Consider the following 21,505-nt stretch of genomic DNA (forward strand, 5'->3'; position numbering starts at 1 on the left):
ATTGCTAAAAATCTTATTTATAAAGTTTTACAATATTCTGTTTTTTCGTCTTTATTAACAGGTTTAAAACCCATTTCTTTCCAGAACTTTGGTGCATCATTGGCAACAAAATAGAGTTGTGTTCCTTGTTTAAATTTCTCTTCGAGATGATACACTAACATCGTTGCAATTCCTTTTCGGCGATAATCATTTGCTACATCAATATCTTGAATAAAAATTCTTCCATCTTTTTCTTTTTTTACCTTTATACGAGCAATTACACTACCATCAGCTAAAACAGCTTGAATTTGAGCTTGAGATTTGACTTCAAAGGATTCAAAAGAACCATACCCCGTTTTATACTCTAAATTTTTGGCAAAATCGCTGACGGAGGATATATCAACAGGTTTTTTTGGGGGGGGAGAAATGGATTGTAAATTATTAATATTAACTTGACCACCACCTGTAAATTTTGCGACCAAATTATTTATATTTAACTGTTTTGTGTCTTCAATTTTAACTATTTGACTTAAAAAAGTGATATATTTTTCACATTGTTCTATTTCTTCATAATAATTGGCAGAAAATTGCTCAAATTTAGGCTCAAATTCATTAAATTGTTTATCACGCCAAGTGGATTTAAGGTTATTCCATTGACTAGCTACATTAGCCCATTCTTGACATAATGTTTGATGAAAGTCATGGATTTGATGGAGTAAGGTGTTAAGATTTTCTATGTCTAAACTTACATTTTTTCTCATAATAATTTCTTCAATTAATATACAATATAACTTATTAATTTACAGGTAAGTTATGACTCTTAGACTTCTTCACAAATTAGTACAACAAGAGTTAAAACTCTTACGGGGTAAATATTCTTCAACCCCTATAAACTTCTTGAAAGTCTATTCGATCGAACTCTATTTGTGATGTAAAAAAATGCTAAATTAATTCAGTCTAACTCACCTTAAAAATCGACAAATCTATAAATTGCCAAGATTTCCTAATCTTTGGTTTCTTTCATCAGCAATCTTGATTTCTTGTTGAATAAAACTGATGTATTTTTCGTTTTCTTCTTCTGTATCTCGGTAATTACCAATGAATTTTTCAAAGAGGGGTTCAAATTGATCAAATTGTCGATCGTGCCAAACGGATTTAAGGTTACTCCATTGATTTAAAACCCTTGACCATTCATCATTTAAAACATCTTTAAATTGTTGTAATTGTTTTAACAAATCTTCAGCATCATCGGTACTAAATTTTGTTTGTTTAGCCATTTTTTTACTCCTTTTTTAATTAAACAAAATTGAGACATTATAGGTTTGTAGTGGGGGCTTTAGCCCTTTTTTCTTGTGGGAGAAATCTAATAACTATTTTCAAGATCTTTGAGAATTTCCAGATATTTTCTGAGCCATTCTAAAGCATCGTCTCCCGATTCTAAGGTTCTGGTAACTCGATCGCACGTCTCTTCAAAATCTTTTGTAAAGCGTTCTTTAGAGTCGCCTTCCCAAGATTCATCACAATGATTCCAGCCCTGTTGTACTGCTTTAAATTTATCGCTGGTTATATCTTGAAAATCTCGTAAAACATCAATAAATTTCTCTAATTCATCGATGTCAATATCAATATCTCGTGCCATGATTTTTTCTCCTATATTGTTTAAGAACGTTTGTTTAAATTAGTGGTATTCGTTGCATTTCTAACTGAGTTGTTACAGCATAAGGTTTAATTTTATCTAAAATTATTCAGTGTTAATTAAATCATTTTGAATCTGCAATAAAAACTCCTTCAGTATTGGCAAATCAATCTGTACCGTTTCCCAAATCATGACTAAATTCAGGCGAAAATACTCATGAATTACCATATTTCGCAATCCTCTAATCTGACTCCAAGGAATGTTTGAATCAAATTGCTCTAATTCATCAATTGTTCTTGCCACTGCTTCACCAATAACAGCTAACCCGTATAAAATTACCCGTAAAGCCTGTTGATTTTGAGAAAAGGTATCAAAATTTAAGTCTTTTACCGTATTTTCAATAACCGTAATCTCCGTCAACATATCATTAATTCGCAACGACAATTCCCTAGATGGCACGAATCACCTCCTTTAACACTGTTTCCTTAAGATGAGGACGCAGAGAATCAGGTGTACCAATATCAATGGAAGAACCCAATAAATTCTCTAAATAACCCTTTAACCTCAACAAAGTAAACAATCCTACTGGATGACTAAAATCAACTAAAAAATCTATATCACTATTTTCTGTCTCTTCTCCCCTTGCCACCGAACCAAATAAAAATAATTCTTTAACGGCAAAATCACGGAGTTGAGCTTGATGAGCTTTGACAATATCGAGAACTTGTTGCTTATTCATAAGAAAATATCTCCAAAAAAACTGATTTTCTCTCAATTATGACTAAATATTTTTTGAATCCTCCTCTATTCAGAACGTTTATTAAAATTAGTGGCATATTCTCGTATTTCTGCCTTAGTTGGTACAGCATAAGGTTTAAATTTATCCAAACCAACGGTAGCAGATTCATCCTTAAAATATCCCCTTAATCTTGGTAATTTTTCGGCGACAGCTTCTCCTAACAATAAACGAGAATCTTCCCCAGGCATAGTTAAAGCAACCCGTAAATCAAAGTTCCCTAGCCACTGGCGATTATTACCGCTAAGTTTGTTAAAAGCCTTCATATCTTCTAACCATAAAATGGTGTGAATACCAAATTCTGAACCTTGAGAAATTAATTTGAGAATTTTTTGAGCATCTTCCGATGGTTCTTCATCCCTTCTTCCCATGACTGGACGTAAATTTTGAGCTCGATTTAAGCCCCCCACTGCATAGATAAAAAATAAAGATTCTCCTAATTCATTAGGGTTCAAATCGGGGTTTTCATCTCTTAGCTTTAACCTTCTTTCAAACTCCTCAAATGTCTCTTTTAACAAAGTTTCTGCTTTCATTATTTCAGCTTCACTGTCGCCGTATCTTTTGGCAATTTTAATGGGGAAAAAACTGTCAAAATTATTTCTAAAATTAAGAGTCATTTCCGTCCAAAGATTATCCTCATCTTCGATCGATAAATCAATGATATTAAACCTCGCTTTTTGCGGTTGATAGCAGTGCATTAAACTAATGATAATACCGCCAATAATACCGAAAATGGTTTCTTCTGAATTTCCCACCAATAACATATTACTGCGAGGACGACGGCGAAATATTCCCTTGGTGTGATTACCGATGCGCATGGGTTCACCTAACCAAAATACGCTCGGACTTTCCTGCACAATCCAATCAGGTTCTTTAATAACTTGTTTATTCAAGTCTTTTAAAGATAACCATTTATTCATTTTCATTAATTGCAGTAATTGGCGATTATCCTGTAATTTTGTAGGTTTTGAACCATAAAATAAGACTAGCGGTTGAGAACGCTGATATTGTCTTTGTTGTGCCACATTCTGAATATGAGTTAACGCATTATATCTTTCTTGTGCTGATATATCGGCAACTTGACCAATTTCATTAAAATTTTTCTGACCGAAATTTTTGTTATAAATCAGTTTACCCGGTTTATCCAATAAATCAATGGCATCGGTATTACCCTCCGCTAAGACAGAAGATGCCGTATTTTGATCCATTTGTAGCACCATGCGTAAATTAATCTGGGTATAAATAGCTCCTCTCATATTAGAAGCCCTTGGATTTTGAGAAGCTAGTAACAGATGAATACCAAATGCACGTCCTTGGCGAGTAATATTGTCAATGACTAAATTAAGACGGTTGGTAATATTATCATTTTCCTCAAACATACATTGAAATTCATCGATTACCACTAAAATACGAGGTAAATTTTCCCCAGTGACATCTCTATAATCTTGTAATTTACTGATGTTGCCTTTTGTTCTAAAGAGATTACCTCGTTCTTCAATCTGTTGATTGACATATTCTAAAACGCTCAAGCCAAACTCTCGATCGCTCTCAATAGAAATAACTTTAGCATGGGGTAAAGCATTGCTTTCGTTTAATTCTTCACTGTCGTTTAAGTTCTCAATACCATTGCCTTTTTTACCTTTTTCATGATCTACATAAATCTGAAATTCTACCCCTTCTTTAAAATCTAATAGATATAGTTCTAATTCATCGGGAGAATACTGCATAGCCAGACTAATGACACTAGCATGAAGGGTAAAACTTTTACCTGATCCTGTCGCCCCTGCCAATAAACCATGACTAACTATTTGACTATCTTGATTTTCCCCCAACCAAAATTCTAGTTTATCCCTTGCACCCATTAAACCAATAGGCGCTCTAATTTCTTTACGACTGTCTGCCAACCAATCTTGTGCAGGATAAAGTTTGGAAAAGGCGATCGTGTCCACCCTAACGTTTCTAATGGCGTTATTTATCGCTTCTGTCATAGAATTAAATAGCTCATTAGAGGGAGGTTGATCTAAAGTATATAAAATACGACATGATTCAAGGTAGGGGATTGTGACTCCAAAAAAATAGTCATCGAAACGTTTTCCTGATTTACGACGTTTACGAATTATTGAGCAAAAATCATCAAAAACTTGATAATCAAAATTTCTCGGTTTTTCTAAAGTATTATCAATATGCAAGATTACATAAACTCCAGCTTTCGGACCATTGAGAAGAATACTTTTCAAATCCTCTAAGGAGCGTTGATCAAAACCCGTGGGAAAATCGGCGATAAATAGATAACGATAGGGTTCGGAGATCGCCCCTGCATCGAAATTATAATCTTCTATAGTTGCATAATTACTACTTAAATAATTTTGAATGACTTGTTCAATATGTTCTGTCAAACCCCGTAATTGTTCCCGAATGTCATCTGCACGAGTATAGGTTTTTTGATCAGTAATAAAATTATGTAAATTGCTAAAAGGGAACGTATTACCCATAGCGATAGGATCAATAAATATTCCCTTTAATTTTCTCACGGGGAAACTACTAATTATTCTAAAAGCAATGGATTGTAAAGCTGAAAGAGCAGTTTGACGAGAGTTCGTATCTTCTGAATAAAAAGCAATATGTCCTGATGTATAATTAGTTAATTCTTGAGAAAAATCTCGAATAGGAAGAAAGGCAGGAAATTTAGCAAATTTATCATCATAATCTAGCTCGAACTCCCCAATACGCACAATATCAGGGGCTAAACCACTGGTTTGAGGTTGCCAATGGGTAGGATCATTTTCTGAGGGAGTCCATAAAGGATCATCCCAATTAAGGGTTAATAAACGAGGAGGAATATCAGGTGACTCTGAAGTTTCAGTGTTCTCCATGATTTCTTTAATTTTGGCTATCTGCTCACGCCATACCCTTTCAAATTGTTGCGCTTGTTCCTTTTGGATTAGACTGGCTAATTTAGTATTTTCATTAAGCTCAGAAAGCAACTCCAAGATTCTTACTTCATCTTGTTTAATCTCATGTTTTGCTTGATTTGCTTTTATTGTTAATTCATGAATCTTGGTTTCTAATTTTTCTCTTTCTTTTGCTATTTCTCTTAATTTACCTATATTCAAAAAAAAAGGAATAGCGGTGAAAACTGACAATGTACGAAGTAAATACATAAGAACATACCACATCCACCAAAAATAACCTTGAAAAGCAAAAACAGCGTTTATGGCAATAATAAAATTAATAATTATTAATCTCAGCTTTCGATTTGCTAACTCTTCCAACTTATTTGACAAAGAGGAGTTGCTGTTTTTATAAGAACCTAGTTGCTTAGTTGAATCATCTATAATTCTTTCGTTTTCCTTGATTGTCTCAAAAGTTTGCTTGATAGAAACTAAAATTTCATCAATTTGTTGTACGTCTGTTTTTTTTTGCAACCGAACTGAAGGCAAATTGTTAACATCTTGATCACTAAAACCAAAGGATTTAACTAATTGCTTACCTTCTTGCAGTTTTTCTTGATACCTAGATAATTCCCACTTAGCGTTATTTAGTTCATTGTAGTTGCTATCAATAGTTTCTAAACTGCGATAATACTCATCAAGATTATCTTTGTATAAATATTTGTGGTTATTGTCCATACAATTTTTAGAGTTGTAAAATCAATATATTTGTTAATGTAGCAATTTTTCCAGAAGACAAGCATAAAGTAATATTACACAATGTTAAGTTTTATGTCGAAAAGTTCGAGCTTTGGAGATTGCTTCGTTTCCTCGCAATGACAGGAAAGAGAGAGGGTTCGATCGAGTTTTGGGGGAGTTCGATCGAGCTTTGAGGAGGATTCGATCGAGTTTTGAGGAGGGTTCGATCGAGTTTTGGGGGAGTTCGATCGAGTTTTGGGGGAGTTCGATCGAGTTTTGGGGGAGTTCGATCGAGTTTTGGGGGGGGTTCGATCGAGTTTTGGGGGGGGTTCGATCGCCTGTTAAATAATAGGAAAAACTAAGCAGCTACTTCGACAAATCCCACTTGTGTTCGAGGTTGTGGAATATTATTTCCCCTTTCTAGCAATACTTCCAGATAGAGTGCGATCGCTTCTTTCACATTTTCCTGCACTTCTTCTAAAGTATCCCCAATGCTAACACATCCGGGCAAATCAGGTACGATCGCACCCCAATTATGCTCTCCTTTTTCATAAATTACTGCGTATTGTGTCATCATTTAATCTCCTATTTGTGCTTGTTTCCAAATTGCGTTCAGTGTACCAATGGGAATATCATCACTAGGCTTTCCCGGTACAACTACGATACCAGATTTGTGATCGTGTGCTAAAACTCTGTGACTGCCACGCATTCTAACTTGATACCATCCATCTTTTTTTAGTCGTTTAAGTACATCTCTAACTTTCATTAATGTATTAATTACTAATCTTTAACTAAATTATATTTATTTTTGGTGAAAAATAAAGAGTAGGTTTAAGTAAATCTGTACTACTAGATGAATGTTTTCATGATCGGGTTTTTGGGGGAGTTCGATCGAGCTTATCATTAGGGGTAGCATCAAGGATGAATATTGAAGATGTACATAAACTATATAAGGAATAAAAGACACGAGATTATTAATTTTCCATTGTTTATTAACCTAATCTTAAGATTCGATCGATATAATCAAGCCAAAATTTTGTCTGATCAAGATTATGAAGATTATAGAGAACAATAGGAAGACTTTAAATATAGAAAAAGGAAAAGTCAACTATTCCCTTCGTTTGATTAGTATTATAATCGCTTTTTTGTGGTTATTTGGGGCTATTTGGTTATTACGATTATTTTTTTATCGTACCACTTTAGATTGCGATAAACCCGAACCGAATCAAGGATTATGTATAATTACAGTTCATGATCTCTTTCGTAGTTACACTTATAAATACCCCATTTCTGCCAATCTGAAAGCACAAACCGAAAGATTTGAATATGGTTATCTAGTAATTTTAGAAGAAAATGGAAGAAGACTTATAGAAACTCCTTTTTTTGGTGGTAGTGAAAAAGCTCAAGCAGAAAAGATGAATCAGATTAACTATTTTTTTAGAAATCTAAGTAATTCTGATGTCAATGAGTTAAATATTATTGACGATTATAATGCAAAGAACCTTAGTTTTAATGTTATTTCTATTGTTGTCATTTCTTTAATCGTTAATTATGCCTTTAAGCATTATATAGAAACTAATTATATTTTCGATAAAGGCACAAAAAATTTTTCTATTGTTTCCAAAAATTTCTCTCAAACAAAAACACAAGAGTATAAATTGTCGATGATAAACAAAGCTATTTTAGAAGAAATTAGATTAAATGAATACGAGGAATACGAACCGCCAAGATATAGTTATCAAACTAAATTATTATTAAAAGATAATTCTGAGATTGTTTTAACTATTAGTGGAGATAAGGCACAAAAACAAGAAATAATTAATCTTATTAATAAGTTTATCAACTGGTAAAAAAAAAGACTTTTTAGGTAACGCAAAATTTGAGAAAATTATCAATTATTCTAGTGTTAAAAATCTTACTATAGTTTTTTATTTTAACCATGGAGTTCGATCGAGCTTATCATTAGGAGTAGCATCGAGGATGAATATTGAAGACGTAAATCAACTTTATGTCTAATTTCAGAAAATAAAAATCTCTTAATATTTATTTATTCAACATTCTATGACAATTTATTTATATTGGGGTGAAGATGATTTTGCCATGAGTCAGGCAATTTCTACCTTAAAACAAGATAACCTCGATCGAGACTGGATACAGTTCAATTATGACAAATTTGCTGGAGATAAGGAAGATTCCATACTTTCGGCTTTAATGCAGGTAATGACTCCTCCCTTTGGTGGGGGCGATCGATTTGTATGGTTGCTTGAAACAAATATCTTTCAAGGTTGTTCCGAAGAATTATTAACCCAATTACAACGTACAATTCCTCAGATACCAGACTCCACACATTTTTTATTAACCACTAGCAAAAAACCCGATGCCAGAATTAAAAGTACAAAGTTAATTAGTAAATATGCCAAAGTAGTAGAATTTTCCTTAATTTCTCCTTGGCAAACAGAAATTTTAGTGAAAAAAGTTGAAGAAGTTGCTCAAGAAAAACAAATAAATTTAACCAATTCTGCCATAAAAATTTTAGCTAGTTGTGTGGGAAATGATAGTCGGTTGTTGTGGCAAGAATTAGAAAAATTAGCAATTTATCAAGGGGATAATTCACAACCGATTGATGAAGAAACTGTCAAAAGTTTAGTTAATGTTAGTACTCAAAATAGTTTACAATTAGCCCAAGCTATTCTCGATCGAAATATATCCCTAGCTTTAACTTTAGTACAAGATTTAATTACCTTAAATGAACCAGCGTTGAGGATTGTTGCCACTTTAGTTGGTCAATTTCGTACATGGGCGATCGTCAAAACTATGATCGAATTAGGAGAAAAAGACGAGAAAAAAATTGCTGAATCTGCGGATATAGGCAACCCAAAAAGAATCTATTTTTTAAGACAAGAAATTAAAAATCGATCGAGCAAAGAATTATTATCTAGTTTACCTATTTTACTAGAATTAGAATCAAGTTTAAAACTAGGAGCTGATCCCTTAAATACCTTAGAAACTAAAATTATTGAGTTGTGCAATGTTTAACTTAATCAATAATAAAAAACTCAAGTTATTAATAGTAACTTTAATCAGTTTAACTGTCTTTATTCTTCTGTCAAACTTAGGGAAAAATAACAGTTATTCACAAGTAATTACTGAAAACAATTTTTCTCCAGAAATTCAACAAATTATTACACAATATAACCCTCGACAACCGACACGAGGAGATGTCAGATTACTGGTAATTAGTGACTTAAATAGTGCCTACGGTTCAACGGAATACGAAAAAGAGGTAGATTTAGCAGTAAAAATGATCCCTTTTTGGCAACCTGATCTAATATTATGTAGCGGTGACATGATAGCAGGGCAAAAATCCACCCTCACTCCCCAACAAATACGAGCTATGTGGAAGGCTTTTGATAGTCACATCGCCCAACCCATCAGAAATTTAAACATTCCCTTTGGCTTCACCATTGGCAACCATGACGCATCGGGTGCTATCAGTAACAATCAATTTACTTTTCAACAAGAAAGAGATTTAGCTGTAGAGTATTGGCACAATCCGAGTCATAACACTAGGGTAAATTTTCTCGATCGATCGCAATTTCCCTTCTATTATACCTTTGAACAAAACGGAATTTTCTTTTTAGTCTGGGATGGTTCAACCAGTCGTATCCCTAGGGATAAACTAGCATGGGTAGAAAAAAGCCTCGCATCGAAAACTGCTCAAGAAGCGAAAATGAGAATAATTATCGGACATTTACCCCTATATGCCGTTGCCAAAGGTAGAGACAAAGTGGGAGAAGTCTTGAACAATCCTGAACAACTAAGAGCTGTACTAGAAAAATATAATGTACATACTTATATCAGTGGACATCAACACGGTTATTATCCTGCCCACAAAGGAGATTTACAATTATTACACACTGGAGCATTAGGTTCAGGCGCTCGTCAACTGCTCAATACCGACATTCCTCCTCAAAAAACCCTGACAGTCATCGATATTAATTTTAAGGAAAAATACTTAACAAAATATACAACCTATGGATTACCAAATTTTCAAGTTATTAACCATCAAGAATTACCCAGATTCATCCAAGGACATAACGGCATCGTTTATCGTAGAGATGTTGTAGATCGATAGGACCTCAGTGAACCATAAAGAAAATGATGAAAACTAGACAGGTGGACAAGTGGACAAGTGGACAGGGAGAAAAATTCTCAATATTTGATGTACTTTTGAGAGAATTTTATTCATTCATCAGAAATACAATCTTCCTGTCTTCCTGTCTTCGGAGTATTGCACCCGATAGACAACACCATTAGCTTCTTCTGTAAATAACAAACTACCATCAGGTAAAACCAATACTCCCACTGGTCTTCCCCATGTGGAAGGAATAGTTCGATCGATCAAAAAACCCGTTAAAAAATCCTCATAATAACCTTTAGGATTACCTTGTTCATCAAAAGGAATAAACACTAATTTATAACCCGTTCCCTCATTGCGATTCCACGAACCTCGAAAAGCCACAAATGCACCATGACGATATTTTTCTGGGAAAGTATCGCCGTCATAAAATTGCATTCCTAATGGTGCTGAATGAGATTTAATTAACACATCAGGGGTAATAGTTTGACTCACCAACTCAGAATTAGTAGTATCATTCTCATAACGAGGGTCTAATAAATTGGGAGACAAATAACTATAAGGCCAACCATAAAAGCCTCCTTTGACTACACTGGTAAAATAATCAGGTACTAAATCATCCCCTAAACCATCTCTTTCATTCACCGTTGTATATAGTTTTTTGGTGACGGGGTGAAAGTCCAAACCCACAGGATTGCGTAAACCAAAGGCAAAGGTTTCTTGATTATTGCCTTCAAAATCCATCGTCTGAATGGAAGCCCTCGGCAACTCCTCTACATCTGCATTACTACGAGAACCAATGGAAACATATAGTTTATCTTCCGTAGGAGAAACTACAACATTTCTTGTCCAATGTTGATTATATCCTCCACCGGGTAAAGTGGCGATTTGTTTTCCTTCACCTTCTAATTGCAGTTGTCCTTGAGTATAATCATAACGTTTAACGGCATCATGATTCCCTAAAAAAAAGTAATTATCCCTAAAAGCCATACCAAAAGGAATGTTTAAACCATTTGATTTGTCAGCAAAAACAGAAGTTCGATCGGCAACACCATCATTATTTGTATCCTCTAATAAGGTAATGCGATTATCTCTCGTTTCTGTTACTAAAACATGACCTTCGGGAGTTAAAGCTAACCAACGAGGGTTGTTTAATCCTTCTGCATAAACATTCACCGTAAAACCTTCGGGTAAGTTAAAAATTCTAGGAGAGGGAATGGGTAAGATTTGAGGTGGTTTTGAGGCGCTATCAGAAGAAAAGGGTGACGGTAAATCTTCTAATTTGATTTCAATGGGTTCAGGATTTAATATTTCTGTAGAAATTGAGGGGCTTTGAGATGGTTTTATTAATTGGGATTCTGCTTTATTGGCAGTACAAGAAATTAAAGACAAAACCAAGATCAATGGTAAATATTTTACTTTCATTATTACTTCTAATTAATAGTTACTAAAAATATAGTCAAATATAACATCAACTAATTTTTAGCTTGATTAGGAGTTATCCTAACTGGACGAACTACAACGCCCTCTATCCCTCCGTCAAAAACTGTTGGGATTACTTTTCTCATTATGTTGTAAGAACCATTCACGTCCGCATTTATGCGTTTTTTTGCTCCTTTTTGCTTATACATTCCTCTCGATTCTCGATAACCACTAAACTTGTATTTTTCCTCTTTTTCCTCCCCATAAGTCGGAATCTCATCTAATGACAAAAAACTAGCACGGGATGTATAACTTTCTTCACTTATAATCACTTTTATTCCCGCCATTTCTCCTTTGTATTTTAACATTTCTACAAAACGAGCATGAGGGATATTTACAAATGATTGATTATTTTTTTTCCCATTATTTACCTCTTTTTTCCATAGGGGATTTTTGCCTATAATTAATTGTCCTATTCCTCTTTCATCTAAATAATTTATTATCCATCGACTACAGACATGAAGATAATTTTCTATTTGATTATTTCGTTTTGCTGTTAATCTTTGAATTCGAGAAGATGTGGGAGATTTCCCTTTTAATTTACTCTGTAATTTTGCCTTAATTTTATTGTAAAATTGGTTGATACTTTTTAGCACCCGTCCGTTAACCAGTATCGGTGTAAATCCTTTTTGGTTTGATGTTAACGCTGCTAAATTGTCCACTCCTATATCTATTGCCGCCACAGAGTTCGGATTATTTACTGTACATTTATTTACTCTTTCATAAACTACCTCTATTACATACTGTTTTAATCTGGGAATTATTCTCACACAAGCTATATTTTCGACTTTTGTGGGAAACTCTATTTCTGTTTTTGACAGTTTTATTTTTCCTTTTTTTAAACTTGTTTTACTGATAGCTTGAATGGTATAAACTAATAAGTTTCTCCCTTTTATTTTATCTTTATAATTGGGCAGTCTTGGCTTTCCTTTAAATTTGGATGGATTTTCTTCGTAGGCTTTATTTGCCTCAAAAAAACTTTGCCAATTTTTATCTAATATCCTTAATATTTGTTGACTTACTTTACTAGGTAATTCTCGATAATCTGAGCTATTTTTTACCTGATGATATATCTGATTATAGTTTAAATAAGTTTTCTGAAAAATAAAAGATTGACGCACTAAACAATTCGCATAGTTATAGAGATTTTTGGAAAGAAAACATAGTTTATCTATCTCTTTCCAGTGAGGATGACTTTCTTTAATTATGTGTCTCTCAACTTGTCTCATAGCTTAATTCTTCAATAGAAGCAGACTTATCTTCTATTCTAACGACAACAGTTCCTGTAGGTAGTTGATAAGCGTTAAGCTGTCCACGACGTTGACCCATTCGCCATGCCGTTTGATAACTAATACCTGTTTTTTTGGCATAATCTGATAACTTTATAGCTGATATTATACTAGATATGAAGATATTTGACTATATTTTTATTGAATCTTTATTATACTTCTCACTTTATCTTACTTATTCTAGTTCGATCACTACTTTGATTTTTCATTCTTTAACCTAAAACCTAACCTCATCAAAAAACTTTTTCAGCAAACCCTATTTAGATTGTCAAAGGGAATAGGCAATAGGAAGATAAAAAAATACATTCTTATTCCCAAGAATATGTCTGCTATAGTAATAGTCAACATTTTATTCCATGGAGTTGATATGTCATGTCAGAAAAAATAGATTTTCAATTACCAGAGTCTCACTCCACTATTTTACAGATTCTTAGTGCTGTTGCATGGGCAGATGGTGATTTGAGTCAGGAGGAAACGGAAGTATTAATAGAACAGTTTAAGACAGATTTGCCTGTTGATCCAGAACCGATCGCTTATATGGAGGATAATATGACTTTATATGATCCTTTTTCGACTAATCCTGTGGTTTATGAGCAAATAGAGGCGAGAATTCAAGCAGAGTCTGCTTTTAAAGATATTTTAAATAATTACAAATACAATCCCATTCCTTTAACGGATTTAGTTAGTCGTTTAAGTTCGATCGAGGATCGTTGTTTGACTGTAAAATTAGCTTATATGGTAATTAAAGCCAGTGCTGATGATGAAGGTAATTTAATTTGTCCTGATGAAAAAGCTGTTTATCGTCAACTGGTGGAATTATTAGAATTAAGTAATGATATTGTGACAAAAATAGAATTGGAAGCCTCTCAGGAGTTAGATAAGTTTCAACATCCTTTTAAGGCGCTTATACATAATGTTACCAGTTTTTTTGGTCAAAAAGTTACCCTTGAAAGTATCAAAAAATTAGCAACTTAATATACCGAGGCTAAAGTGAATTTTTTATTTTTGAAGCCTCTTTAATTCCTCATTCCTCATTCCTGATTTTTAATTTCCTGTTTGTTGCCAAATTTTAATCGTACCGTCAACTCCTCCTGCAGCTAAAAATTCACCATTTTGACTCAAGGAAAGAGAAAAAATACGGTTATCATCGGCTATTTTTAAATGCCCCAATTCTTTGGAGGTGGCAGGATGCCAAATTTTAATTAAGCCATCAACACCGCCACTATATAAGAGTTTGCCGTCGCTATTGAAGGTTAAGTCCATCACTTGTCCGTGATGTCCTTGTAGCTCGATCGAGGGCTCTATCTCTAAAAATAAACTAAATTCGGTGGTGGGTAAGTGCCAAATTTTAATTGAACCATCAGTACAACCTCCAGCGATACAACTCCCTGAGTTACTAATGGCGATCGATTCTAAAGAAGTTACATTGCCCACTAATAAACCTAATTTTTTGTTACCGCCTAATTCCCAAAGGGTTATTTCACCATCACCGCCTCCACTAGCAATAAAACCACTGTCTTCATGAATGGCAATGGCATTAATCGCACCACTTTCATCAAAACAACTTTCTAACAAACGTCCACTTTGTAAATCCCATTGTTTGACAGTTTGATCATAACTACCACTGATAATAATTTGTTTAACAGAGGCGATTTCTAAACCATGAATTGAGCCTGTATGGTTGGTTAAGGTATGATTCAGTTTTAATCTAGGGGAATTTCGCTCCCGCAGCGCCGTTTGACGATCGATCTTTAATGACCAAATTTTGACTACTTGATCTAAACTACCTGTAACGATACCATGATCTAAATAATTTAAGTTACTAGCACCTACCGTTACTATTCCTTGATCTGAAGCCTTAACACTATCAATTTCGTGACCACTATCTAAAGCCCAAATTTTGAGATATTGATCCCATGAAGCACTTAGTAAATATTTATTGTCGTGGGTAATCACTAAATCGGTGACAGATTGACTATGGGCGTTAATGATATGAATACATTTCCAAGCTATTTTCGGCGGTGGTTCAATATCATAATTTTGTGCTTGAGTTAAGATAGTTCGATCGGGTAATTGTAATTTGGGGGTATTAGGAGAAGAATTAACAGGTTTACGGGAAGATTGAGAAGCCTGATAAAGTTGCTCTAAATTTTTAATTCTACCTTCTAATTTATGTTCTTGGATATAGTCAATAATACTGGTTAAAGATTTATTGATATTTTCTACGTCTTGTTGTAGAGAGGCGATAATTTGATTATCGGATTTTTGAACAGTACTAGCAATTTTAGGAGGAGAAGTGAGAGTTTTTTGTTGTTCAATATATTGATTAATTTTTTGGTTAATCTCTTCTACATCGGCAGAAAATCTTTTCAGTTGCACACTTAAAGCTCCAGCAATACGAGCTTTACTACGATTTTCCGATCGAACTCGATTTAAAATATTTAAAATAAAAGTAATGGTAATAGCAATAAATAATAAATTATTAGAGCCAAAACTAAAAGAAAGAACTAAGCCAATAATAGTTAATAAAACCCCTAAATATTCCAGCCATTCCAACCAAAATATAATCATAAAAATCATTAGATATTCCTCCTAAATCCCTAACATTGTACGGGCGATCGAAAAATAAATCAACACCCCTAAAACGTCCACGGCGGTAGTAATAAAGGGTGCAGACATCAAAGCTGGATCGAGTCCGATAGACTTAAAGAGAAAGGGTAAAGAAGAACCAGAAACGGAAGCTAATACAGAAATAGCGACCAAACTTACTCCCACAGAAGTCGCTACAACAATATTTCGTTCCGTTTGGGGTAATAAATAAGCCCAAATACCTGCTAAAACTCCTAAGATTAAACCTAATAACAATCCTGCTAAGGCTTCCCTACCAATAACTTTAGCCGTGCCTAAATCACTCACTTCATCAGTGCTTAAACCTCGAATAACGACAGTGGAAGACTGAGTGCCAATGTTTCCTCCTGTACCAATTAACAAAGGAATAAAAGCCGCTAACACGGTAACTTGTGCTAATACGTCTTCTTGCGCACCAATAATACTTCCTGTGACGGTATTAGTAAGTAACAAGACTAATAACCATGTTACCCGTCTTCGGGCTACGGTAAAAAGATTAGTCTGAAAGTAGTTATCACCGTCTGATTGTACCGCCCCTAAAGCGTAAATATCTTCGGTGGCTTCCCTTTCTAAAATATCGATAACATCATCTACGGTAACAATGCCTACTAGACGTAATTCTTTGTCCACCACTGGCACAGCCAAAAAGTCGTATCTTTGAATTAGTCTAGCTACTTCTTCTTGATCCATGTCAGTTTTAACATAAACCACATCTTTCGTCATGATTTCTTCAAGGAGTTGATGAGGAGAATGTAATACTAAATCTCGTAGGGAAACAATACCTGCTAAATGTCGGGAAGCATCGGTGACATACATATAATAGATTAACTCAGAAGCCTTGGCTAAAGAGCGGATTCGATCGAGGGTTTCTTCTACGGTTAAGGTTTGTTTAAGGGAGATATACTCAGGAGTCATGATTCTCCCGGCGGTGTCTTCCTCATAACCCAAAAGTAAATTAGTCGCCTGTCTTTCTTCAGGGCTTAATTGTTCTAAAATGCGACTAACTACTGTAGCGGGTAATTCATCAAATAATCTTACTCGATCGTCAGGGGACATTTTATCCACAATATCCAAGACTTCCTGTCGCTTAAATTCTTCAATCAGAGCTTGTTGTACACTAGATTCTAAATGTTCATAAACATCTATGGCTTCGGTTTTATTGAGTAATCGAAAAGCGATTAACTGCATCGATGGGGATAAATATTCAATGGCTTCGGCAATATCCACCGGTTGCACTGGTACTAATAAAGCCTTCGCACCCTCAAGATTATTTTTTTCTAATAGTAATTGTAATTGAGAACTTACTAATTCTCTTAATTCATGGCGAGAATCATTTTGTGCGATCGTTGTTACATTGTCACTCACCAGTTTACCCCCTTATTAACTGATTACAAAACATCTTAAAGCTATTGAAATCTAATTCTAACCTTTGATTGGTTGATCTGAAAAAATTTTCCTCTTACAATCAAATAGAACCAATTATTTATATAAAAGTATTTTTATGAATATATAAAACCATCATGACAGAATTACCAATAGATTCTTTTTTCTTAGAACTCAGTCAAGGATACAATGATATAGAAATTGCTGAAATCAAAAGATATTTAACTAATTGGCATAAGGCTAGTTATGTATCCATTGCCCATAACATATTAGATTATTCTCAAAGAAAAAGAATTGATCCTGTGAACTACCTACACTAACCTAACGGTATAGTGTAGGCTTCATCTTTCACAGGCTCATGCCTCAAGACGGACTTGCGTCCGCCCTTTGGTCTTACAGTGCCTCCAGATGCAGAAACGGCTATTCCATCCGTCTGTATAATTCTGATGCCTTCTGCCCTAATGTTTTTACTGGCATTCTCGTCTCGATCGTGGACTGTACCACAACTAGGACAAGTCCATTCTCTTACATCTAACGGCATTTCTGACATTTGATATAAGCAATTAGAACAGGTTTTAGAACTAGGAAACCATCGATCAATTTCGAGTAATAACCCACCATGAAGTTTGAGTTTATAGTCTAAGTAATTGATGAAAGTTCCCCATCCCACATCAGATATAGCTTTGGCTAAACATTAATCAACTACAAAAAATGCAAATATTTAATATTCCTAATATTAGTCAATTCTATTTTAATAAAGAATTAAATTTTCCTTTGTTAAAGAATTATTTACAGATGTTAGATTATTTAAGATTATTAATTTTAGAATATATTTCGATCGATTAATAGTTTACCCTTAATGGAAAATTTAGCCTAATGTAATATTATTTATTCTGAAAATATGCAAAATCAGCAAATTATTGAAGATAAACTCAAGATAGTTAATCCTTCTGTTTAAAATCCCAACATAACACGGGCGACATTAAAATAAATTAACACCCCTAAAACATCCACCGCTGTAGTAATAAAAGGACCAGACATGAGGGCGGGATCGAGTCCTAAACGCTTAAAGAGAAAGGGTAAAGCCGAACCTGCGATCGAGGCTAAGAAAGAAATACAGATCAAACTTACTCCTACAGTAAAAGAAATATTGACATTTTTCTCGGTTTGAGGTAATAAATAAGCCCAAACCATGGTAATAAGCCCCAAAACTACCCCTAAAATTAACCCTGCGACTCCCTCTCGATAAATTACTTTACCTACCCCTAAATCTCTCACTTCATCGGTACTAATTCCCCTAATTACCACCGTAGATGACTGAGTACCAATATTTCCACCACTATCGATTAACAAGGGAATAAAAGCGGCTAACACCGTTACTTCTGCCAAAATATCTTCTTGAGCGCCAATAATCGTACCAGTAAAACTGTTGGTTACTAATAACACCAATAACCATGTAACTCTTTTTTTGGCAACAGCAAAAATATTCATCTGAAAATAATTATCCCCATCGGCAGATAAAGCACTGAGGGCGTATATATCTTCCGTGGCTTCTGCTTGTATAATATCAATCACATCATCAACGGTGACAACTCCTACTAAACGCAATTCTCGATCGACTACGGGGATAGCTAGAAAATCATAACGCTGAATTAATCGAGCAACTTCTTCTTGATCTAAATTTGTCTTAACATAGACAATATCTTTGCTCATAATTTCCTCTAAGATGCTGTCTTGAGGATTAATTACTAAATCTCGCAGGGATACAACCCCCACTAAATGACTAGCATCATCAAGAACATAAATATAGTAAATTAATTCTGATACCTTTGCTTTTGCCCTTAATTGGCTTAAAACTTCCCCAATGGTTAAATTACTAGGAAATGCCACATATTCAGGAGTCATGATACGCCCTGCAGTATCTTCTTCGTAACCTAATAAAAGATTGGTGGCTTGACGTTCTTCGGGGCTTAATTCTGCTAAAATGCGACTGACAACTTCTGAGGGTAACTCATCGAATAACTGAACTCGATCGTCAGGAGACATATTACCAACAATATCTAGTACTTCCTGTCGTTTAAAGTCTTCAATTAATGCTTGTTGTACTGTAGTTTCTAAATGTTCATATACATAGATCGCTTTATTTTTGTCTAATAGTCGAAAGGCGATCGCCTGTTCTGAATCGGGGAGGTATTCAATGGCTTCGGCAATATCCACAGGTTGCACGGGAATTAATAATGTTTTTGCACCTTCCAGATTATTTTGTGCTAATAACAATTCTAATTGAGAGTGAACTAACTCCCTTAATTCGTGGCGAGAATCATTTTGTTCGATCGTCTTATTGTCACTCATCAGTTTACCTCCTCATTAACTGATTTTAAAACATTAACGCTATTGGAATTTAATTCTAACCTTTGATTGGTTGATCTGAAAAAATTTTCCTTTGAAAATTGTTAATGAGACTTCCCCATGAATTTATAAAATAACCTGAGTGAGCCATAAAATGATGAAGATAAAAGGGGAGGATGGGTTGAATAATATTCAACCCCTACGAACGAATAATTTAAAATTATGACAACTGATTTAAGATTGCTATAAATAAAAACTAACTCTGTAATTCAGCCAATTCCATCCATTTGTGAGTAGCTTGATCTATTTTTTCATTAATTTTTGCTAATTCTTCTGTTAATTTATTTAACGTTTCATAGTCTTGATTGGCGTTATATAACTGTTGTTCAATTTCTACTTTTTTTGTCTCTAATTCGGGAATAATTTTGATTTCTAGTTTTTCAAATTCTTTTCTTTGATAACTAGACATTTTTTGATTATTTTGAGAAAATTTTTGCTCTTTTTCAATAGTATTTTTAGGTTGTTTGACTGATTTATTATTGCTATTTTTTTCTTCTTGAAGTTGTTTTTCCGCTTTGTTTTTATAGTCTAAATACACGGAATAGTTACCCGGATATTGGCGTAAGTTGCCGTTACTTTCAAAGGCAAAAATAGTTTCTACAGTTCGATCGAGAAAGTATCGATCGTGGGATACTACTATTACACAACCCTTAAAAGATTCGATATACTCTTCTAACACTGCCAAAGTTTGTACATCTAAATCGTTAGTGGGTTCGTCTAAAATTAGTACATTAGGATTACTAATTAACATTTTCAGTAAAAATAAACGGCGTTTTTCTCCTCCCGAAAGTTTGGCAATGGGAGAATATTGTTGATTAGGGGTAAATAAAAACCTTTCTAGCAGTTGGGATGCGCTTATTTGAGTGCCGTCACTGGTTTCGATATAAGTAGCAACATCTTTAATATACTCGATCGCGCGTTGTTCATTTTGGGCGGCGGTGATTAAACTATCGGAATGTTGATCAAAATAACCAATATGAATAGTACCTCCGATCTCTACTTTACCTTTATCGGGTTCAATTTTGCCCATAATTAAATTCATCAGGGTTGACTTACCAACTCCGTTACCGCCAATAATTCCTACCCTGTCATCGGGGGCAAATTCGTAGGTAAAATCTTTAATCAAGGTTCGATCGCCAAAAGATTTGCTAATATTATCTAATTCGATGACTTTTTTACCGATGCGACGACTAGGAGTATCAATTTCTACTTTGCCTTGAGTCTGTTTAAACTCTTTATCCTTCATATCATATACTCGATCGATCCTTGCTTTTTGTTTCGTACTACGAGCTTTAGGACCTTTTTTAAGCCATTCTAACTCCCTTCTGAGTACCCCCTGATGTTTTCTTTGACTACTAGCCTCAGATTCCTCTGCTAACGCTTTCTTCTCTAAATAATAACTATAGTTACCACTATAACTGTACATATCCGCTCGATCGATCTCCAGAATACGAGTTGTAACTTGATCCAGAAAATATCGATCGTGGGTAATCAAGAAAATTGCACCCTGAAATTTTTGCAGATATTCCTGTAACCATTGTACCGACTCCGCATCGAGATGGTTAGTAGGTTCATCCATCAATAATAGATCAGGATCAGCCATTAAAGCCGAAGCAAGGGCAACTCTTTTGCGATAACCCCCCGACAAATCCCCCATTCTTGCCTCAAAATCACTAATGCCCAACTTATCAAGGATAATTTTAGCGTTGGTTTCCAAATCCCAAGCATTAGCCGCATTGATTTTTTCCGTCACCCTTTCTAACTTACCCATTAACTGCTCTTGAGTGACAGTATCTGCATGGGCGATGCGGTGAGATAAATCTTCATACTCCTTAATCCACTGCATTTGTTCGCCACTATAGACAAAAACCTGCTCTAAAACCGTGTTATCCGCTTCAATTTCTGGTTGTTGAGGAAGATAAATAATTTTTGCTCCCGATTTTACCACCATTTCACCGCCATCATAGGGTTCTAAACCTGATAACATTTTCAGTAGAGTTGACTTTCCCGAACCATTAACTCCAATTAAACCTACTTTATCCTTATCATCGATACTGAAAGTAGCATTTTTCAGAATTTCTTTAATGCCAAAATCTTTGGAGAGAGATTGTATTGTAATAATAGCCATTTTAAATA

21 protein-coding genes and 1 pseudogene are annotated in these 21,505 nt (G+C 34.5%); 7 read left to right on the forward strand and 15 right to left on the reverse strand.

The features are described from left to right. Positions 1–17 precede the first annotated feature (17 nt). The 6 genes from SYN6308_RS23255 to SYN6308_RS04165 form a co-directional block, all read right to left on the reverse strand. Entirely contained in the window at positions 18–740 is a 723-nt protein-coding gene (locus tag SYN6308_RS23255; RefSeq protein WP_017293173.1) for a GNAT family N-acetyltransferase, read from the reverse strand. A gap of 222 nt (positions 741–962) precedes the next feature. After that, positions 963–1,256 carry a hypothetical protein gene (locus tag SYN6308_RS04145; RefSeq protein WP_017293174.1) on the reverse strand — a complete coding sequence of 98 codons (294 nt, stop codon included), beginning with the start codon at positions 1,254–1,256 and terminating at the stop codon, positions 963–965. 86 nt (positions 1,257–1,342) lie between these two features. Beyond that, positions 1,343–1,618, reverse strand: coding sequence for a hypothetical protein (locus SYN6308_RS04150; protein ID WP_017293175.1), 276 nt, complete (start codon positions 1,616–1,618; stop codon positions 1,343–1,345). 102 nt (positions 1,619–1,720) lie between these two features. Then, complete coding sequence (locus tag SYN6308_RS04155; protein ID WP_237741256.1) at positions 1,721–2,053, reverse strand: HepT-like ribonuclease domain-containing protein; 333 nt, start codon at positions 2,051–2,053, stop codon at positions 1,721–1,723. 10 nt (positions 2,054–2,063) lie between these two features. After that, the gene (locus SYN6308_RS04160; protein ID WP_017293177.1) at positions 2,064–2,354 is read right to left on the reverse strand and encodes a nucleotidyltransferase family protein; all 291 of its coding nucleotides are present in this window, start codon (positions 2,352–2,354) and stop codon (positions 2,064–2,066) included. Positions 2,355–2,419: 65 nt separating this feature from the next. Further along, positions 2,420–6,040, reverse strand: a complete 3,621-nt coding sequence (locus SYN6308_RS04165; protein WP_017293178.1) for an FtsK/SpoIIIE domain-containing protein — start codon at positions 6,038–6,040, stop codon at positions 2,420–2,422. 112 nt (positions 6,041–6,152) lie between these two features. Here SYN6308_RS04165 and SYN6308_RS04170 point away from each other — a divergent pair, with 112 nt between their 5' ends. Continuing rightward, positions 6,153–6,389, forward strand: a complete 237-nt coding sequence (locus SYN6308_RS04170) for a hypothetical protein (RefSeq protein WP_017293179.1) — start codon at positions 6,153–6,155, stop codon at positions 6,387–6,389. A 9-nt stretch (positions 6,390–6,398) separates the two neighbouring features. Here the strand turns inward: SYN6308_RS04170 and SYN6308_RS04175 are convergent, their stop codons facing one another. After that, positions 6,399–6,614: a type II toxin-antitoxin system HicB family antitoxin gene (locus SYN6308_RS04175; protein WP_026101916.1), complete on the reverse strand. Its 216-nt coding sequence runs from the start codon at positions 6,612–6,614 to the stop codon at positions 6,399–6,401. A 3-nt stretch (positions 6,615–6,617) separates the two neighbouring features. After that, positions 6,618–6,806, reverse strand: coding sequence for a type II toxin-antitoxin system HicA family toxin (locus SYN6308_RS04180; protein WP_017293181.1), 189 nt, complete (start codon positions 6,804–6,806; stop codon positions 6,618–6,620). Positions 6,807–7,092: 286 nt separating this feature from the next. On the opposite strand from SYN6308_RS04180, the gene SYN6308_RS04185 reads away from it, so the two are divergent. From SYN6308_RS04185 to SYN6308_RS04195, 3 genes are all read left to right on the forward strand, one after another. Next, positions 7,093–7,890 (forward strand): hypothetical protein, encoded by a 798-nt coding sequence (locus tag SYN6308_RS04185; RefSeq protein WP_017293182.1) that lies wholly within the window; start codon positions 7,093–7,095, stop codon positions 7,888–7,890. A 211-nt stretch (positions 7,891–8,101) separates the two neighbouring features. Further along, positions 8,102–9,076: a DNA polymerase III subunit delta gene (gene holA / locus SYN6308_RS04190; RefSeq protein ID WP_017293183.1), complete on the forward strand. Its 975-nt coding sequence runs from the start codon at positions 8,102–8,104 to the stop codon at positions 9,074–9,076. After that, on the forward strand, positions 9,069–10,175 hold the full coding sequence (locus SYN6308_RS04195) for a metallophosphoesterase family protein (RefSeq protein ID WP_017293184.1): 1,107 nt from the start codon (positions 9,069–9,071) through the stop codon (positions 10,173–10,175). The genes holA and SYN6308_RS04195 overlap by 8 nt, the downstream gene beginning before the upstream one ends. A gap of 117 nt (positions 10,176–10,292) precedes the next feature. Here the strand turns inward: SYN6308_RS04195 and SYN6308_RS04200 are convergent, their stop codons facing one another. Together SYN6308_RS04200 and SYN6308_RS04205 are read right to left on the reverse strand one after the other, a co-directional pair. Beyond that, a complete protein-coding gene (locus SYN6308_RS04200; protein WP_017293185.1) occupies positions 10,293–11,603 on the reverse strand; it encodes a PQQ-dependent sugar dehydrogenase in 1,311 nt (436 codons plus the stop codon). Positions 11,604–11,653: 50 nt separating this feature from the next. Next, positions 11,654–12,889 carry an RNA-guided endonuclease InsQ/TnpB family protein gene (locus SYN6308_RS04205; protein WP_017293186.1) on the reverse strand — a complete coding sequence of 412 codons (1,236 nt, stop codon included), beginning with the start codon at positions 12,887–12,889 and terminating at the stop codon, positions 11,654–11,656. Between the two features lie 432 nt (positions 12,890–13,321). On the opposite strand from SYN6308_RS04205, the gene SYN6308_RS04215 reads away from it, so the two are divergent. Beyond that, positions 13,322–13,924 (forward strand): tellurite resistance TerB family protein, encoded by a 603-nt coding sequence (locus SYN6308_RS04215; protein ID WP_017293188.1) that lies wholly within the window; start codon positions 13,322–13,324, stop codon positions 13,922–13,924. Between the two features lie 69 nt (positions 13,925–13,993). Here the strand turns inward: SYN6308_RS04215 and SYN6308_RS04220 are convergent, their stop codons facing one another. Continuing rightward, positions 13,994–15,520, reverse strand: a complete 1,527-nt coding sequence (locus SYN6308_RS04220; RefSeq protein WP_158412748.1) for a WD40 repeat domain-containing protein — start codon at positions 15,518–15,520, stop codon at positions 13,994–13,996. A gap of 21 nt (positions 15,521–15,541) precedes the next feature. After that, positions 15,542–16,942 (reverse strand): magnesium transporter, encoded by a 1,401-nt coding sequence (gene mgtE, locus SYN6308_RS04225; protein WP_017293190.1) that lies wholly within the window; start codon positions 16,940–16,942, stop codon positions 15,542–15,544. A 155-nt stretch (positions 16,943–17,097) separates the two neighbouring features. Between mgtE (SYN6308_RS04225) and SYN6308_RS21705 the strand changes: the two genes are divergently transcribed. Then, the gene (locus SYN6308_RS21705; RefSeq protein ID WP_017293191.1) at positions 17,098–17,280 is read left to right on the forward strand and encodes a hypothetical protein; all 183 of its coding nucleotides are present in this window, start codon (positions 17,098–17,100) and stop codon (positions 17,278–17,280) included. Here the strand turns inward: SYN6308_RS21705 and SYN6308_RS04235 are convergent. Further along, positions 17,277–17,651: pseudogene (locus SYN6308_RS04235) on the reverse strand (RNA-guided endonuclease InsQ/TnpB family protein); the annotation flags it as partial. The gene SYN6308_RS21705 and the pseudogene SYN6308_RS04235 sit on opposite strands and share 4 nt — an antisense overlap. A gap of 20 nt (positions 17,652–17,671) precedes the next feature. Here SYN6308_RS04235 and SYN6308_RS25725 point away from each other — a divergent pair. Then, positions 17,672–17,806, forward strand: a complete 135-nt coding sequence (locus tag SYN6308_RS25725) for a hypothetical protein (protein ID WP_017293193.1) — start codon at positions 17,672–17,674, stop codon at positions 17,804–17,806. A gap of 108 nt (positions 17,807–17,914) precedes the next feature. Here the strand turns inward: SYN6308_RS25725 and mgtE (SYN6308_RS04245) are convergent, their stop codons facing one another. Further along, positions 17,915–19,312: a magnesium transporter gene (gene mgtE, locus SYN6308_RS04245; protein ID WP_017293194.1), complete on the reverse strand. Its 1,398-nt coding sequence runs from the start codon at positions 19,310–19,312 to the stop codon at positions 17,915–17,917. A 253-nt stretch (positions 19,313–19,565) separates the two neighbouring features. Continuing rightward, positions 19,566–21,497, reverse strand: a complete 1,932-nt coding sequence (locus tag SYN6308_RS04250; RefSeq protein WP_017293195.1) for an ABC-F family ATP-binding cassette domain-containing protein — start codon at positions 21,495–21,497, stop codon at positions 19,566–19,568. Positions 21,498–21,505 lie beyond the last annotated feature (8 nt).

It is taken from the genome of Geminocystis herdmanii PCC 6308, from assembly GCF_000332235.1.
Taxonomy (GTDB): domain Bacteria; phylum Cyanobacteriota; class Cyanobacteriia; order Cyanobacteriales; family Cyanobacteriaceae; genus Geminocystis; species Geminocystis herdmanii.

Coding starts and splice junctions, on each gene's coding strand:
- SYN6308_RS04215 (WP_017293188.1), top strand. CDS start 13,322: ATGTCAGAAAAAATAGATTTTCAATTACCAGAGTCTCACTCCACTATT.
- SYN6308_RS04200 (WP_017293185.1), bottom strand. CDS start 11,603: ATGAAAGTAAAATATTTACCATTGATCTTGGTTTTGTCTTTAATTTCT.
- SYN6308_RS25725 (WP_017293193.1), top strand. CDS start 17,672: ATGCAAATATTTAATATTCCTAATATTAGTCAATTCTATTTTAATAAA.
- SYN6308_RS04250 (WP_017293195.1), bottom strand. CDS start 21,497: ATGGCTATTATTACAATACAATCTCTCTCCAAAGATTTTGGCATTAAA.
- SYN6308_RS04150 (WP_017293175.1), bottom strand. CDS start 1,618: ATGGCACGAGATATTGATATTGACATCGATGAATTAGAGAAATTTATT.
- SYN6308_RS23255 (WP_017293173.1), bottom strand. CDS start 740: ATGAGAAAAAATGTAAGTTTAGACATAGAAAATCTTAACACCTTACTC.
- SYN6308_RS04220 (WP_158412748.1), bottom strand. CDS start 15,520: ATGATTATATTTTGGTTGGAATGGCTGGAATATTTAGGGGTTTTATTA.
- SYN6308_RS04145 (WP_017293174.1), bottom strand. CDS start 1,256: ATGGCTAAACAAACAAAATTTAGTACCGATGATGCTGAAGATTTGTTA.
- SYN6308_RS04205 (WP_017293186.1), bottom strand. CDS start 12,889: ATGAGACAAGTTGAGAGACACATAATTAAAGAAAGTCATCCTCACTGG.
- mgtE (WP_017293194.1), bottom strand. CDS start 19,312: ATGAGTGACAATAAGACGATCGAACAAAATGATTCTCGCCACGAATTA.
- SYN6308_RS04175 (WP_026101916.1), bottom strand. CDS start 6,614: ATGACACAATACGCAGTAATTTATGAAAAAGGAGAGCATAATTGGGGT.
- SYN6308_RS04160 (WP_017293177.1), bottom strand. CDS start 2,354: ATGAATAAGCAACAAGTTCTCGATATTGTCAAAGCTCATCAAGCTCAA.
- SYN6308_RS04185 (WP_017293182.1), top strand. CDS start 7,093: ATGAAGATTATAGAGAACAATAGGAAGACTTTAAATATAGAAAAAGGA.
- SYN6308_RS04180 (WP_017293181.1), bottom strand. CDS start 6,806: ATGAAAGTTAGAGATGTACTTAAACGACTAAAAAAAGATGGATGGTAT.
- SYN6308_RS04165 (WP_017293178.1), bottom strand. CDS start 6,040: ATGGACAATAACCACAAATATTTATACAAAGATAATCTTGATGAGTAT.
- SYN6308_RS04195 (WP_017293184.1), top strand. CDS start 9,069: ATGTTTAACTTAATCAATAATAAAAAACTCAAGTTATTAATAGTAACT.
- holA (WP_017293183.1), top strand. CDS start 8,102: ATGACAATTTATTTATATTGGGGTGAAGATGATTTTGCCATGAGTCAG.
- SYN6308_RS21705 (WP_017293191.1), top strand. CDS start 17,098: ATGACAGAATTACCAATAGATTCTTTTTTCTTAGAACTCAGTCAAGGA.